We start from the raw sequence: 13738 nt of genomic DNA on the forward strand, positions 1-13738 counted from the left end.
GCGGCTGTCGTCAGGCACTGACGTGCCAGACCCCTTCGCCGCCGATCTCCCGGGCCAGCGCTTCGATCTGCGCGGCGACTTCCATGACGGTGCGGCCGGGTCCCTTGCTGCGCGAATACGCCATCGAAATGATGCGTCCCAACGCCGGGTCGCGCAGCGCGGCCACGCTCAGGCGTCCTTCGTGGACCTCCTGCCAGACGGCATGCAGCGGCAGCACCGTGTACATGTTTTCGTGCTCCACGATGGATTTCATCAAGGGCAGGGAATCGGCTTCGATCAAGGGCGCGATGGTGATCTTGCGAGCGCGCGCGAGCCCATCCAGCGTATTGCGCAGGCCATTGGGCGCGCCGGGCAGAATGAACGGCAAGCCATCCAATCCATCAAAGGAGATTTCGCCCGCGCTGGTGCGCGCATCGCCGGCCGCGCCGACCAGATAAGACTCGACATAGGCCAGCGCCGTCTCGCCCGGCGGACACTTCTCCCCATAGCGATACAGGATGGCGATATCCACGCGGCTATCGGTGAGCCATTCTTCTATCTGGCCGCTCGATCCTTCGAATATCCGCAAATGGACCTTGGGATACTGCTCGCGCAGCCGCGAGAACAGCCGGCGGATCAGCGGGTGGGCGGTGGAAGGCAACAGTCCCAGCCGGACTTCGCCAGCCGGTTCACGCGCCTGCCCGTTGACTTCCAGCTCCAGGCGCTCGGCGTCTTCGAGCAACACCCGCACCAGCGGGAACAGGCGCTCGCCGACTTCGGACAGGTGCACGCCGCGTCCGGTGCGGTTGAACAAGCGCGCATTGCATTCGCGTTCCAGCGCGTTGATGCGGCGGCTAAGCACCGATTGGTCCTGATCCAGATGCAGCGCGGCGCGGGTAATGCTGCCTAGTTCGGCGATGGCGACAAAGGCGCGCCATTTATGCAGATCGGCGGTCAGATCCAGGCTGGGTCCCGCGGCTTTGGGGGTGGGCATGGTGGCTGTCGGAAGGAATAGGCGCACACACTATACGGCAGCCGCGCGGTTCGGGTTACTGCAGTCCCAGCTTTCCACGCCGTATCACATCGCCCCACTTGCGCGATTCCGATTCCATCAGCCGGCGATACTCGTCAGGCGTAGTGGCCTGCGGCACCGCGCCTTGTTCGATGATTTTTTCGCGCAGCGCCGGATCGCGCAGCGACTGCGCGATGGCCTCGGCCATCCGGTCGACGATGGCGGCGGGGGTTCCGGTGGGCGCGATGACGCCGTAGTTGGATTCGACCTCCACGCCGGGCAGGCCCAGTTCCCTGGTGGTGGGCACGTCAGGCAGGCCGACGAAACGGTCGGCGCTGCCCACCGCCAGGGCGCGCATTTTGCCGGCCTTGATGAAGGGCAGCACCGCCGAGGCGTCGGCGGGGAACATCTGGACTTCATTGGACAACAGCGCCGTCGCGGCGGGCGCCGCGCCCTTGTACGGGACATGCATGATCTGGATGCCGGCCTGCTGTTTGAGCAGCTCGCCGGCCAGATGCGGCGTGGTGAGGTTGCCCGCCGATCCGTAGTTGTACTTGCCGGGCTCTTTTTTCGCGGCGGCGATGAAAGCCGGCAAGGTCGTTTCCCGTATCGCCGGGTTGACGACGAAGACGACCGGGATGCGCGCGACCAGGGACACATACTGGATGGCGGCCACGTCGTAGGGCACCTTCATGATGTGCGGCAATCCGGAGATGGCGCCCGGTACGCCGAAGCCGAAGGTGCTGCCGTCCGGCGTGGCGCGCACGGTCGCGTCCACGCCTATGGTCCCGGAAGCGCCCGCCTTGTTCTCCACGACGACGGGCTGGCCCAGTTTCTGGCCCAGCGTGGGCGCCAGCAGGCGCGCCAGGTTGTCGACCGAACCGCCGGGCGGGTACGGCACGATCAGGCGTATGGGCTGGCTGGGCCAGGCGCCCGAACCGGCGGCGTAGGCGGCCGGAGCGGGCAGCGCGGCCAGGGCCAGCGCGGCCGCCAGCAAGGCACGGCGTTTCTTCATGGACTTGTCTCCTTGTGCCCTGCGGGCTTTGGATTTATGGATGCAGGGGCCATGACTTCATCGCTCATGGTTTCCCCGCGGTGACGCGCCACGGCGCGTCCTTCAAGCGTCCTTTAGGCGTCTTCAAGCGCCCTGCATGCCCAATACATGTTTGGCGTAGATATTGCGCTGGATCTCGTTGGTGCCGCTGAAGATGGTGGCCGCCAGCGCGTTGACGTAGGGCGCCAGCGCGTGGCCTTCGCCGTCGTCCAGCGCGGCGCCGCCGTATTCATCGGCGGCCTGTATCAGCAAGGCGCCCAGGCGCTCGTGTGTTTCGGTTGCCCATATCTTCAGCAGCGACAGTTGCGGAGGCAGCGGCTGGCCGGCGCGCGCCATGTCGGCGAACACCTCGTACATGGCGGTCAGGTCGGCGGCATCCAGCCGCAGTTCCGTCAGGCGATCGTGAAAGGCCGCGTCGCCCAGCAGCCCGCGTTGCCGCGCGCGGCCATGGATTTGCTGCAAGGCATGGTTCGCGTGCTTGGGACTGCCGCTGAACAGGCGTTCGAAGCCGAGCAGCTCCTTGGCGATGCCCCAGCCGCCGTTCAATTCCCCTACCAGGTTGGCGCGCGGCACGCGCACCTGGTCGAAGAACACTTCGCAGAACTCCTCGTGGCCCGCCAGCGTGCGAATCGGCCTGCGGGTGATGCCGGGGCTGCGCAGATCGACCAGCAGGAAGCTGATGCCCGCCTGCTTCTTCACGGTGTTATCGGTCCTTACCAGCATGAACATGTGGGTGGCGTCCTGCGCCAGCGTGGACCAGGTCTTCTGGCCGGTCACGACCAGTTCGTCGCCGTCGACGATGGCCGCGCAGCGTAGCGCCGCCAGATCGGAGCCGGCGTCGGGCTCCGAATAGCCCTGCGCCCATACGTCCTGGCCGGACAGGATGCCGGGCAGGAAACGGTCGCGTTGGGCCTGGGTGCCGTGGCGGAACAGGATAGGCCCCAGCATGACCAGCCCCTGGTCGGGCGCGCGCGCCACGCCATAGCGTTCGGCTTCCTCTATATAGGCGATCAGTCGGGCCGGCGACAGCGCCATGCCGCCGTACTCGCGCGGCCACGATGGCGCGATCCAGCCCTGGCGCGCCAGGGTGAAATACCAATCCTTGATTTCCTCCCAGTGCAGACGGCGCGGCACGTGGCGGAGGTGGTCCGGATAGTGCGCGCGGAAAAAGCGCCGCAGCATGGCCCGAAAGTCGGCCTCGGGCATAGCGTTCCAGTCGGCATCGCGCGGGAATTCCTCCGCGGCGCTCGCACCGGGCGGCTGTCCGACCACGGCCGTCGAGCGGCCCATGGTTTCATCCGGCGCCTGCCGTTGGCCCGCATGGGTGGGCGGGTGCGGCAGCCGCATCGGCGCGGCGGGCGCGTATTCGTCGCCGTCCCGCGGCGACGGCATGAGCGCGCCGTAGCGCTGCCGGTGCGCGGTGGCGTTGCCCAGCCAGGCCGCCTGATGCAATGCGCTGCGTAAATACAGGCTGATGTCGCACTCATCGGTATAGCCGATGGCGCCGTGCAATTGCACCGCCAGGCGCGCGGCCTCGATGCCGGCGCGCGCGGCGCGGGCCTTGACCCGGCTGGCCGCCGCGCGCGCCGCGGTCTTGTCGGCGACCGGCAGATCCCTGGGCGCCGCCGGCAGATCCTTGAGCGCCGCTCGCAGGCTGGCGGCCGCCAGTTCCACTTGCGTGGCCGCATCCACCACCCGGTGCTGCAAGCCCTGGAACGAAGCCAGGGGCCTGCCGAACTGCTGGCGGGTGTTGAGGTAGTCGACCGTGTCGGCCAGCACCTGCCGCGCCGCGCCGACCATCTCCGCGGATTGCATCAGGCGGCCGATGTCCAGCGCGGTATCGATGGCGTCGAGCAGGTCCTCGCGTCTTGCGAGCAGGGCGTCCGCCGGCACGACGGCGGCCTCGAATGCCAGATGGCAGGCGCGTGTGCCGTCGGCCCGCATATACGGTTTGGCGATGACGCCGGGCGTGGCGGCGGCCACGTAGAACAACATGGGGCCCTGTTCGCCATCGGCGGATACCAGCCAGCCATCGACGCCCTCGCCGGGGATGACGTGGCGCTTCTCGCCATTGAGGACACAGGCGCCTTCGCGCACGGTTACGCTGACGCCGAACGCGCCGGCGCTCTCGCCGGCCTCCATCTGGCCGTCGGTTTCCTGCCAGGCCAGCGCCACGATGCGCGTGCCGCCGCAGATGTCGAGCAGCAAACGTCGGCATGCCGCCGGGCCTTCGACGCCGTCGCCGTTCTCGTTCGCGCCGCTCCGGCCTCCGCCCTCGCCTTCGCCGCCCTGCTTGCCTTCGCCTTGGCCGGCCTCGTCGCGCTCACTCCGCGCCAGCCGCATGAGCAGCGCCGCCGGCAACACAGCGGCGCCCAGCAGCGGCTCGGGCAGCTGGACGCGCCCGGCTTCTTCCATGACCGCCGCCATGGCATGCCAGCCCAGCCCCAGTCCACCTTGCGCTTCGGGCACGCTCATGCCCAGCCAGCCGACCTCGGCGATCTCGCGCCAGTACTCCCGGTCCTGCACAACCGCGGCGCGCTTGCGCTGTCGCTGGTCGCGCCGGCGCAGGAAGTCGCGCGCGCTGTCGCGGACCTCTTCGATCAACGCGGCATCGGGTGGATTCATATCGGGATTCATATGACGCCCTCCGCCCGCAGATCCGCGATCTCGCTATCGCTCATGCCGAGTTCGCCGGCGAGAACGGATTGCGTGTGCTCTCCCAGCATGGGCGGCGGCAATCCTTCCTGGACGGGCGTGCCGGAAAACCGGATGGGATTGCGGATGTAAGGCATGCTGCCGAGACGCGGATGCGTCATGCGCCCCAGCACCTGGCGATGCCTGACCTGCGGGTCTTCGAACACCTGGTCCAGGGTGTAGATCGGACCGCAAGGTACTTTGGCCTGCCCCAGCGCGGCGTTCCAGTCGGCGACCGTGCGTTCGCGCATCGCCGGCGCTATCAGGGCCGAGAGCTCCGCCTGCGCCGCCGCCCGCAAGGGATTGGTGGCGAAGCGCGGGTCCCGCCCCAGGTCAGGCAGGCCTATCGCCAGGCAAAAGGCCTGGAACTGGGTGTCGTTGCCCACGGCCACCATCAAATGCCCATCCTTGCAGGCAAAGGCACGGAAAGGCGCGGTGATGGCCGAGGCCGTGCCCGTGCGCGGCGGCTGCCGGCCGCTGGCCAGGTAGTTCATCCCGATGTGGGACATCGCGGCGATCTGTGCGTCCAGCAGCGCCAGGTCGATGTGCTGGCCCCGGCCCGACACCTGGTCGCGATGGCGCAAGGCGGCCAGAATGGCGCAGACCGCATAGAAACCGGCGGTCAGGTCCGATACCGAATAGCCCACCTTTACCGGCCCGGCGCCGGGTTCGCCATCCGGAACACCGGTCACGCTCATCAGGCCGCTCATGGACTGGAAGATCGGGTCATAGCCCGGCAGGTGGCTGTAAGGGCCGTCCTGGCCGAAGCCGGTGATGGAGCAATACACCAGCCGCGGGTTCAGCGCGGCCAGCGATTCGTAGTCCAGGCCGTAGCGCCGCAGATCGTTGGCCTTGAAGTTCTCGATCACGATGTCGGCCTTGCGCGCCAGGCGGCGCACCAGTTCCTGGCCGCGCGGATGCGCGATGTCGATAGTCAGGGACCGCTTGCCGCGGTTCATCGCCACGAACGACGATGTCTCGCGCGGCGGCGCGGACGTCTCCGGCCGGGGCGCGGCCGATCCAGCCGGCTCCGTGGCGGCCAAGCCGGATCCGTCGACCGGCATGGGATAGCCCTGATGGCGCACATCGTCGCCACGGCCGGGGCGTTCGACCTTGATGACGTCGGCGCCGAAGTCGGCCAGCATCTGTCCCGCCCAGGGACCCGAGAATACGCGGCTCAGGTCCAGCACTTTCACGCCATCGAGCGCACCCTTCATGATGTCTCCTTTTCAGCTTTTCCGGCCGGGTGACCGGCCTGGTCAGCTTTCTCGTCCGCATGCCGCGGCAAACGCGCCAGCTAACGCCCCTTGAACACCGGCGGCCGTTTTTCCAGGAAAGCGCGGCGCGCCTCCTGTGCGTCCTCGGTGCGGGCGATCGCCGCGGTCATATCCTGTTCGTAACGGTAGCCATCGCGCAGGCTCATGTCCTCGATCGCATTCAGCGTCTGCTTGGCCAGCACCGACGCCAGCGGACTCTTGGACGCCAATTCGCGCGCCAGCGCCATCGCCTCGTCCATCAAGGCTTCGGCAGGCACCGCGGCCTCGACCACGCCCAGCCGGTAGAGTTCGTCGCCATCGACGCGCAGACCCGTCAGCATCATGCGACGCAAGCGGGAATGGCCGAACAGCCGCATCCCGTGCCGGCCGCCTCCCAGCAGTCCCACGTTGATTTCCGGCAGGCCCACGGTGGCGGTCGAGGCGGCGATCAGGATGTCACAAGACGCCACGATGGCCAGTCCCGCGCCCAGCGCCGCGCCGTTGATGGCGCACACCACCGGCTTGGCGCATTCGCGTATGGCGTGGAAGCACTCGCGCGTGCGCCGCGAATGCTGCGGCAGGTCGCCAGGTCCCTTGATCGTGCTGGCGCGATTCTTCAAATCCGCGCCGGCGCAGAAGTTCCTGCCTTGTCCGGATAACAACACCGCGCGAACCTCCGGCGTTTCGGAGATGCGATCCAGCACCCAGGACAGCTCGTTCATCATCGCTGTCGATAGCGCGTTCACCGGCGGGTTGGCCAGCAGGACGACGGCCACGCCGTCATCCACGGTCACTTCCAGGGCCTCATAAGGACCGGTCAAGGCTACAGGCATGTTCATTTGTATTCCTGCGTGTTCGATGTAGCGCTCAGATCACCTTGCGTTCGCGCAGCGCCTGGATGCGCGCGGCATCCAGGCCCAGCTCGCGCAGCACTTCGTCGGTATGCTCGCCCAGCAGCGGCGGCGCGCGGTCCACGCGCAATTCCGCGCCGCCGAAGCGCAGCGGATTCATGACCTGGGGCACGGATCCCGCCACCGGGTGCGGCAGATGGCGCAGCATGGCGCGATGCACGACCTGCGGGTCGTCGAATACCTCCGGCACGGAATTGATGGAGCCCGCCGGCACGCCCGCTCTTTTCAGGCTGTCCAGCCAGTACGCGCGCGGCCGCGCCGCGAAGATGGCGTCCAGCAAGGGATCCAGGGTGGCCTGGTTCCTGACGCGCTGGCCATTGGTGGCATAGCGCTCGTCGCGCGCCAGCGCCGGCTGCCCTATCACTTCGCAGAGCGCGACGAATTGCGCATCGTTGCCCGCCACGACGACGATGTCGCCATCGGCGCAATGAAACGTCCGCTGCGGCTGGATATTGGGATGGGCGGTGCCGGTGCGGCGCGGTACCCGCTTGCCCAGCAGGAAATTCATCGCCTGGTTCGCCAGCAGCCCCACCTGGACGTCCAGCATGGCCACGTCGACGTATTCGCCCTGTCCCGTCTGGGTGCGGCGCAGCAGCGCCGCGACGATGCCCAGGGCCGCATAGACGCCGGTGCTCAGGTCGACGATGGGCACGCCTACTTTCTGCGGACCGCCGCCGGGCTTGTCGTCGCGCTCGCCGGTCACGCTCATCAGGCCGCCCATGGCCTGGATCAGAAAGTCGTAGGCCGGCTCGGCCGCGCGCGGACCGGTCTGGCCGAAGCCGGTCACGGAGCAATACACCAGCCGAGGGTTGATCTTCGACAGCGCCGCGTAGTCCAAGCCCAGGCGCGCCAGCGTGCCGACCTTGTAGTTCTCCAGCACCACGTCGACGTCGCGGCACAGGGTCTTGACCAGCTCCTGTCCTTCGGCGGTCTGCAGATCCAGCGTGATGGAGCGCTTGCCGCGATTGGTGGCGACGAAATACGCGCCATCGGCCGTATCCTGGCCGGCCTGGTCTTTCAGGAAGGGCGGCCCCCAGGAACGGGTATCGTCGCCGCGGCCCGGGCGCTCCACCTTGATGACGTCGGCGCCCAGGTCCGCCAGGATCTGGCTGGCCCACGGGCCGGCCAGGACGCGGCTCAAGTCCAGCACCTTGATATTCGATAACAGCGGCTGCAAGGCCTACCCCCTCTATCTCAATGGGGGCCAGTCTAGGAAACGGGGGCCAGGCCGGGTACTGCCTGGGACCGCAAAGCTGATATGTGCGTGGCGCTACAGCGCACGACGGCGCAAGCCGGTATCGTCGCGGCTAGGCCCAAGCCAGTAACGACGAATAACGACGAATAACACGGACGGCGGAGACAACATGAAAACACTCGCATCCCTGCGGACGGCCATGATCGGCGTTTCGCTCTTGGCCGCCGCGGCTGCGGCGCCGGCCGCCACCGCGGCCAGCGACGCGGCCACCGGCTTTCCCAACCATCCATTGCGCATGATCGTCCCGTTCACGCCCGGCGGCGGCGCGGACCTGACCGCCCGCATGATCGCCGAACCACTGGGGAAGGTACTGGGACAACCCGTCATCGTGGAAAACAAGCCGGGCGCCGGCGGCACGCTGGGCGCGACGCAGGTCGCGCGCGCCGTGCCGGACGGCTACACCATGCTTTACACCACGCCGGGCCCGCAGATCACCAACCCCTATCTGATGAAGAGCCTGCCCTACGACCCGCGCAAGGACCTGGTCCCGGTATCCAAGCTGGCGGTGGTGCCGGCGGTGCTGATCGTAGGCAAGCGCCTGCCGGTGTCCACGGTAAGCGAACTGGTCCGGTACGCCGCCGCGCATCCGCACGAGGTGCGCTTCGCCAGCGCCGGCATCGGTTCGAGCAGCCACCTCGCTGGCGAGCTGTTCAAGGCCATGGCGGGCGTGGAGATCGATCACGTGCCGTATGCCGGCACGAGCGCCGCCCTGCGCGACGTACTGGGCGGGACGGTGGAAATCGCGCTGGATAGCGTCGCGGTCTATCTGCCGTATATCCAGTCCGGCACGGTGAAAGCGCTGGGCGTCACGACGCCGGCCGCGCTGCCCATGCTGCCCGGCGTCCCGCCGATCGCCAGGGACCTGCCCGGCTTCGATGCCGCCCCCGTCAACTATCTGACCGCACCCGCCGGCACGCCGCCCGCCGTCATCGCGAAGCTCAACGCCGCCGTCGTAAAGGTGCTTGAATCGACCGAGCTGCGCACGCGCATGATGGACATCGGCGTACTGCCGGAAAGCAGCACGCCGCAGGCCATGGCGGCACTGATCGATGCGGAAGCCGCGCGCTGGAAGAAGGTGATAGAAACCTCGGGCGCGCGGCTCGACTGAACGAGGATCAGGACGCCGTGCGCACCGGCACGCGCTGTGCCAGCGCGCACAGCAACTCGTAGCCTATAGTGCCGGCGGCCTGGGCGACCTCGTCCACCGACGGGCCGTCCACACCCCAGAGCGACACGGGCGCGCCGACGCCGGCCTGCGGCACGGGCGTCAGATCCACCGCCAGCATATCCATCGACACCCGGCCCAGCACGCGCGTGCGCGTGCCGGCCACCACGATAGGCGTGCCCGTGCCGGCATGGCGCGGGTAACCGTCGGCGTAGCCGCAAGCCACCACGCCGATGCGCATGGGCGCATCGGCGACATACAGGCCGCCATAACCGACGGCGTCGCCGGCCTGCAGGTCCTGCGTCGCGATGATCCGCGAACGCAGGGACATCGCGGGTTTCAGGCCGAAGGACGCGGCATTGGCGTCGGCGAATGGCGATGCGCCATACAGGCAGATGCCGGGGCGCACCCAGCTGGCCATGCCGGGGCGCGCCAGGGCGATTTCCGGATAGCGCAAGGTGGCGGCGGAGTTGCAGATGCTGACCGGCCCGGGCAGTCCGCCGGTGACCCGCTGGAACACGCCGAGCTGTTCCGCCACCCCGTCCGGCGCATCCGCGTTGGCGAAATGCGTCATGCGGCCGACGGTGCCCACGATGCCCTGGCTGTGCAGCTCCAGGGCGCGCGCGTGCGCGGCCGCATAGGCGCCGGGCGCGAATCCCAGGCGGTGCATGCCGCTATCCAGTTTGACGAACACGTCCAGCGGCCGCGCCGGCCGCGCGCGCGCCAGCATGTCCAGCTGTTCGGCGCTGTGCACGACGGAGGTCAGACGATAGCGGTCGGCGTAGTCCAGGTCCGCCGGCTCGAAACAACCTTCCAGCAGCAGGATGGGACCGGTCCAGCCAGACTCGCGGCATTCGATGGCTTCGGCCAGATCCAGCATGGCAAGCCCGTCCGCCTTGGCGAATCCCTGCACGCCCTGCGCGGTGCCATGGCCATAGGCATGCGCCTTGATCACCGCCCAGATGGACGGTGCCGTCGCGGGCGCTCCGTCCGTGTTGGCCGCCGCCGCGGCCGCCTGCCGCAGGTGATGGCGGACGACGGCAAGGTTGTGCGCGAGCGCGGAAACGGAAATAGTGACGGAAATCGGTCGTGGCATTGCGGCTATCCTGAGGCCCGATAAGTCTACCCGATCGATCCCGCCCGCATGCGCCGCGCGGCGCGGGCGCGGGCCACGTCACCGCATGGGCGATCAACGCCCGTCCGAACGATAAAATGCGCGATTGCATGGACAGGGCCCACTCACCCGCCGCTATGGCCGTCGATCACTACGAGAACTTTCCCGTCGCTTCGCTGCTGCTGCCGCGCCGCTTGCGCGCGCCGGTGCGCGACATCTACCGCTTCGCGCGCAGCGCCGACGACATCGCCGATGAAGGCAGCGCCGACGATGCGCGGCGCCTGGCGCAGCTGGAAGCGTATCGCGCGGAACTGCACCGCATCGCGCAGGGCAAACCCGGCGCGCGTCCCGTGGCCGATCCCGGACTGGCCGCGATCTTCGATCCGCTGGCGGCGACCATCGCCAGCCACCAGTTGCCCATCACGCCGTTCTACGACCTGCTGTCCGCCTTCGAGCAGGACGTGCGCGTCAAGCGCTACGCCGACGACGCCGCGCTGCTGGACTACTGCGCGCGCTCGGCCAATCCGGTCGGCCGGCTCATGCTGCATCTGTACGGCGCCGCCGACGCGGACAATGTGCGCGACGCCGACGCCATCTGCACGGGCCTGCAGTTGGTGAATTTCTGGCAGGACGTGCACATCGACTGGCGCAAGGACCGCGTCTATCTGCCGCAGGATGCGCTGCGCCGGCATGGCGTGACGGAAGAGGACATCGCCACCTGCCGGCTGACGCCGGCCTGGGAATCGCTGATGCGCGACATGACCGGCCGCACGCGGGCGCTGTTACACTCCGGCGCTCCCCTGGCCCGCCGGCTGCCCGGCCGCATCGGCCTGGAGCTGCGCCTCGTGGTGCAGGGTGGACTGCGTATACTGGAACGCATCGAGCGCGCGCGCTACGACGTGTTCATGAATCGCCCGGAATTGGGTGCAAGGGATTGGGGCGTCATGATGTGGCGCGCTTTCAGCTGACATGACTCCCGACGAATACTGCCAGGACAAGGCCGCCAAGAGCGGCTCCAGCTTCTACTACGCTTTTCTCTTCCTGCCGCCCGAACGGCGGCGCGCGATCACGGCGCTGTATGCCTTCGGCCGCGAAGTGGACGACGTGGTCGACGAAGCCAGCGACGCTTCCGTGGCGCGCATCAAGCTGGCATGGTGGCGCACCGAAATCGATCGCCTGTACGGCGGCGCGCCGGAGCACCCGGTGACGCGCGCGCTGCAACCGCATCTGCAGGTCTACGGCATACCGCGCGACCGCATGCTGGCGGTGGTCGACGGCATGGAAATGGACCTGGACCAGACGCGCTACCTGGACTGGCCGGGACTGCGCAAGTACTGCTGGCATGTGGCAGGCGTCATCGGCGAGATGTCGGCGTCCATCTTCGGCTACACCGATCCCTCCACGCTGGTCTATGCCGAAAAGCTGGGCCTGGCCTTCCAGATGACCAACATCATCCGCGACGTCGGCGACGATGCCCGGCGTGGGCGCATCTATCTGCCCATCGACGATTTGCAGCGGTTCGAGGTCAAGGCGGCGGATATCCTGAATGGCCGGTATTCCCCCAACTTCAGCGCCTTGATGGCCTTCCAGGCGGAGCGCACCCGCACGCTGTACAAGGAAGCCATGTCGGCGCTGCCCGAAGCCGACCGCCGCGCGCAGCGGCCCGGGCTGATGATGGCGGCGATCTATCACGCCCTGCTGGACGAGATCGAACGCGACGATTGGCAGGTACTGCACCAGCGGATTTCCCTGACGCCGCTGCGCAAACTGCTGCTGGCCTGGCGCACCTGGGTGGGTGGCGGCCGCGGGCTGGTGCGCCGGTTGTCGCGATGAAAGCCGCGGTCGTCGGCGCGGGCTGGGCGGGCCTGGCCGCGGCCACGGCGCTGCGCGAGGCCGGCGCCGACGTCACCGTCTATGAAAGCGGGCATACCCCGGGGGGACGCGCGCGGCGCGTGCCGCATCCGCCACACGATGAGGGCGCGGCCGCCTTCGACGGCCCGCTGGACAACGGCCAGCACATCCTGCTGGGCGCCTATACCGACACGCTGGCGCTGATGCGCCGCCTGGGCCGCGATCCGGAGGCCCTGTTCCTGCGCCTGCCGCTATGCATGGCCTCCCTGGATGGCGCCTTCCGCCTGGCCGCCCCGCGCCTGCCGGCGCCATGGCATGCCGCCGTGGCGCTCCTGCGCGCGCGTGGGCTGTCCTGGCGCGATCGCCTGGCCAGCCTGCGGCTGATGCGTGGCTTGCGGAATGCGAACTGGCAGGTGCCGGCCGGCGAAACCGTGGGCGGCCTGATGCGGCGCCATGGCCAGCCGCGCGGCGCCGTGCGGCTGCTCTGGGAACCGCTGTGCCTGGCCGCGCTCAACACGCCTGTGGAACAGGCCTGCGCGCAGCTTTACGCACGTGTATTGCGCGATAGCCTTGGCGGCCCGCGCCCGGCCACGGATCTGCTGCTGCCGCGCACGGACCTGTCAGCGCTGTGGCCCGATGCCGCGGCTGCCGGCTGCCGGATGCGCTACGGCCATGCCGTGCGCGCGGTCGCGCCCGGGACCGACGGTATCTCGATAGACGGCGAGCGCTATGACGCGGCGGTGATCACGGTGCCGCCGCAATCGGCCGCTCGCCTGCTCGGGGCCGGACCGGCGCGTGAACTGGCCGCGGAGCTGGATGACCTGCCGCATGCGCCCATCGCCACCCTGAACCTGAAGCTGCGGGCGCCCTGGCCTTTGCCCTATCCCATGATGATGCTGGCCGACGAGCCTGCGCGCGGCTACCACGGGCAGTGGATCTTCGACCGGACCGCATTGCTGGGGCGCGACCAGACCGGTGCGCTATCCCTCGCCGCGCTTCAGGGCGCGGACGCGCCGCCGACTACCGACGCGCCCAAGGGCGCGGGCGCGCCGCGGACCGCGAACGCAGCAGGGCGCGCGGGCGCCGACATCACCATCGTCGTCAGCGCGGCCATGGCGATGGCCGGCCAGGACCGAGCCACGGCCATCGGCGCCCTGCTCGCCCAGGTGCGCGAACAAGCCTCGCGCGCCGGCCTGCCGCCCATGCCGGCGGTGGCGGCCTCCGCCCTGCTCATCGACAAGCGCGCCACCTTCCTGGCGGTGCCCGGCCTGCGGCGCCCCGCGCAACATACGGTGTGGCCCACCCTGGCCCTGGCCGGCGACTGGACCGACACCGGCTACCCCGGTGTGCTCGAAGGCGCCGTCCGCAGCGGCCTCGCGGCGGCGGCGGCCATTCTGGAGCAGCGGCGCGGCTGAGCCATACGTTCGATCCCCAGCGCGATCCGGGG

11 protein-coding genes are annotated in these 13738 nt (G+C 68.8%); 4 read left to right on the forward strand and 7 right to left on the reverse strand.

Going from position 1 to position 13738, the window contains the following annotated elements; translation table 11 throughout:
• Nucleotides 1–10: 10 nt before the first annotated feature.
• The 6 genes from ACNA0R_RS22850 to ACNA0R_RS22875 all read right to left on the reverse strand — a co-directional run bounded on the left by ACNA0R_RS22850 (nucleotide 11) and on the right by ACNA0R_RS22875 (nucleotide 8083).
• Entirely contained in the window at nucleotides 11–973 is a 963-nt protein-coding gene (locus ACNA0R_RS22850; protein ID WP_415828364.1) for a LysR family transcriptional regulator, read from the reverse strand.
• Between the two features lie 55 nt (nucleotides 974–1028).
• Nucleotides 1029–2006: a Bug family tripartite tricarboxylate transporter substrate binding protein gene (locus ACNA0R_RS22855; RefSeq protein WP_415828365.1), complete on the reverse strand. Its 978-nt coding sequence runs from the start codon at nucleotides 2004–2006 to the stop codon at nucleotides 1029–1031.
• A 123-nt stretch (nucleotides 2007–2129) separates the two neighbouring features.
• Nucleotides 2130–4670, reverse strand: a complete 2541-nt coding sequence (locus tag ACNA0R_RS22860) for an acyl-CoA dehydrogenase (protein ID WP_415828366.1) — start codon at nucleotides 4668–4670, stop codon at nucleotides 2130–2132.
• 8 nt (nucleotides 4671–4678) lie between these two features.
• Nucleotides 4679–5956 (reverse strand): CaiB/BaiF CoA transferase family protein, encoded by a 1278-nt coding sequence (locus ACNA0R_RS22865; protein WP_415828367.1) that lies wholly within the window; start codon nucleotides 5954–5956, stop codon nucleotides 4679–4681.
• Nucleotides 5957–6036: 80 nt separating this feature from the next.
• Nucleotides 6037–6834 (reverse strand): enoyl-CoA hydratase/isomerase family protein, encoded by a 798-nt coding sequence (locus ACNA0R_RS22870; protein WP_415828368.1) that lies wholly within the window; start codon nucleotides 6832–6834, stop codon nucleotides 6037–6039.
• Nucleotides 6835–6862: 28 nt separating this feature from the next.
• Nucleotides 6863–8083: a CaiB/BaiF CoA transferase family protein gene (locus tag ACNA0R_RS22875; RefSeq protein WP_415828369.1), complete on the reverse strand. Its 1221-nt coding sequence runs from the start codon at nucleotides 8081–8083 to the stop codon at nucleotides 6863–6865.
• Nucleotides 8084–8270: 187 nt separating this feature from the next.
• On the opposite strand from ACNA0R_RS22875, the gene ACNA0R_RS22880 reads away from it, so the two are divergent.
• Nucleotides 8271–9269 carry a Bug family tripartite tricarboxylate transporter substrate binding protein gene (locus tag ACNA0R_RS22880; RefSeq protein WP_415828370.1) on the forward strand — a complete coding sequence of 333 codons (999 nt, stop codon included), beginning with the start codon at nucleotides 8271–8273 and terminating at the stop codon, nucleotides 9267–9269.
• Nucleotides 9270–9276: 7 nt separating this feature from the next.
• Here ACNA0R_RS22880 and alr read toward each other — a convergent pair whose 3' ends face one another.
• Entirely contained in the window at nucleotides 9277–10422 is a 1146-nt protein-coding gene (gene alr, locus ACNA0R_RS22885) for an alanine racemase (RefSeq protein ID WP_415828371.1), read from the reverse strand.
• Nucleotides 10423–10577: 155 nt separating this feature from the next.
• Here alr and hpnC point away from each other — a divergent pair, with 155 nt between their 5' ends.
• Genes hpnC through ACNA0R_RS22900 form a run of 3 tightly spaced genes read left to right on the forward strand, consistent with a single transcriptional unit; the run spans nucleotide 10578 to nucleotide 13706 of the window.
• On the forward strand, nucleotides 10578–11408 hold the full coding sequence (gene hpnC, locus ACNA0R_RS22890) for a squalene synthase HpnC (protein ID WP_415828454.1): 831 nt from the start codon (nucleotides 10578–10580) through the stop codon (nucleotides 11406–11408).
• Nucleotide 11409: 1 nt separating this feature from the next.
• A complete protein-coding gene (gene hpnD / locus ACNA0R_RS22895; protein ID WP_415828372.1) occupies nucleotides 11410–12273 on the forward strand; it encodes a presqualene diphosphate synthase HpnD in 864 nt (287 codons plus the stop codon).
• Nucleotides 12270–13706, forward strand: coding sequence for a hydroxysqualene dehydroxylase (locus ACNA0R_RS22900; RefSeq protein WP_415828373.1), 1437 nt, complete (start codon nucleotides 12270–12272; stop codon nucleotides 13704–13706). The genes hpnD and ACNA0R_RS22900 overlap by 4 nt, the downstream gene beginning before the upstream one ends.
• Nucleotides 13707–13738: the final 32 nt, after the last annotated feature.

Source organism: Bordetella sputigena (assembly GCF_965137885.1).
Taxonomy (GTDB): domain Bacteria; phylum Pseudomonadota; class Gammaproteobacteria; order Burkholderiales; family Burkholderiaceae_B; genus Bordetella_C; species Bordetella_C sputigena.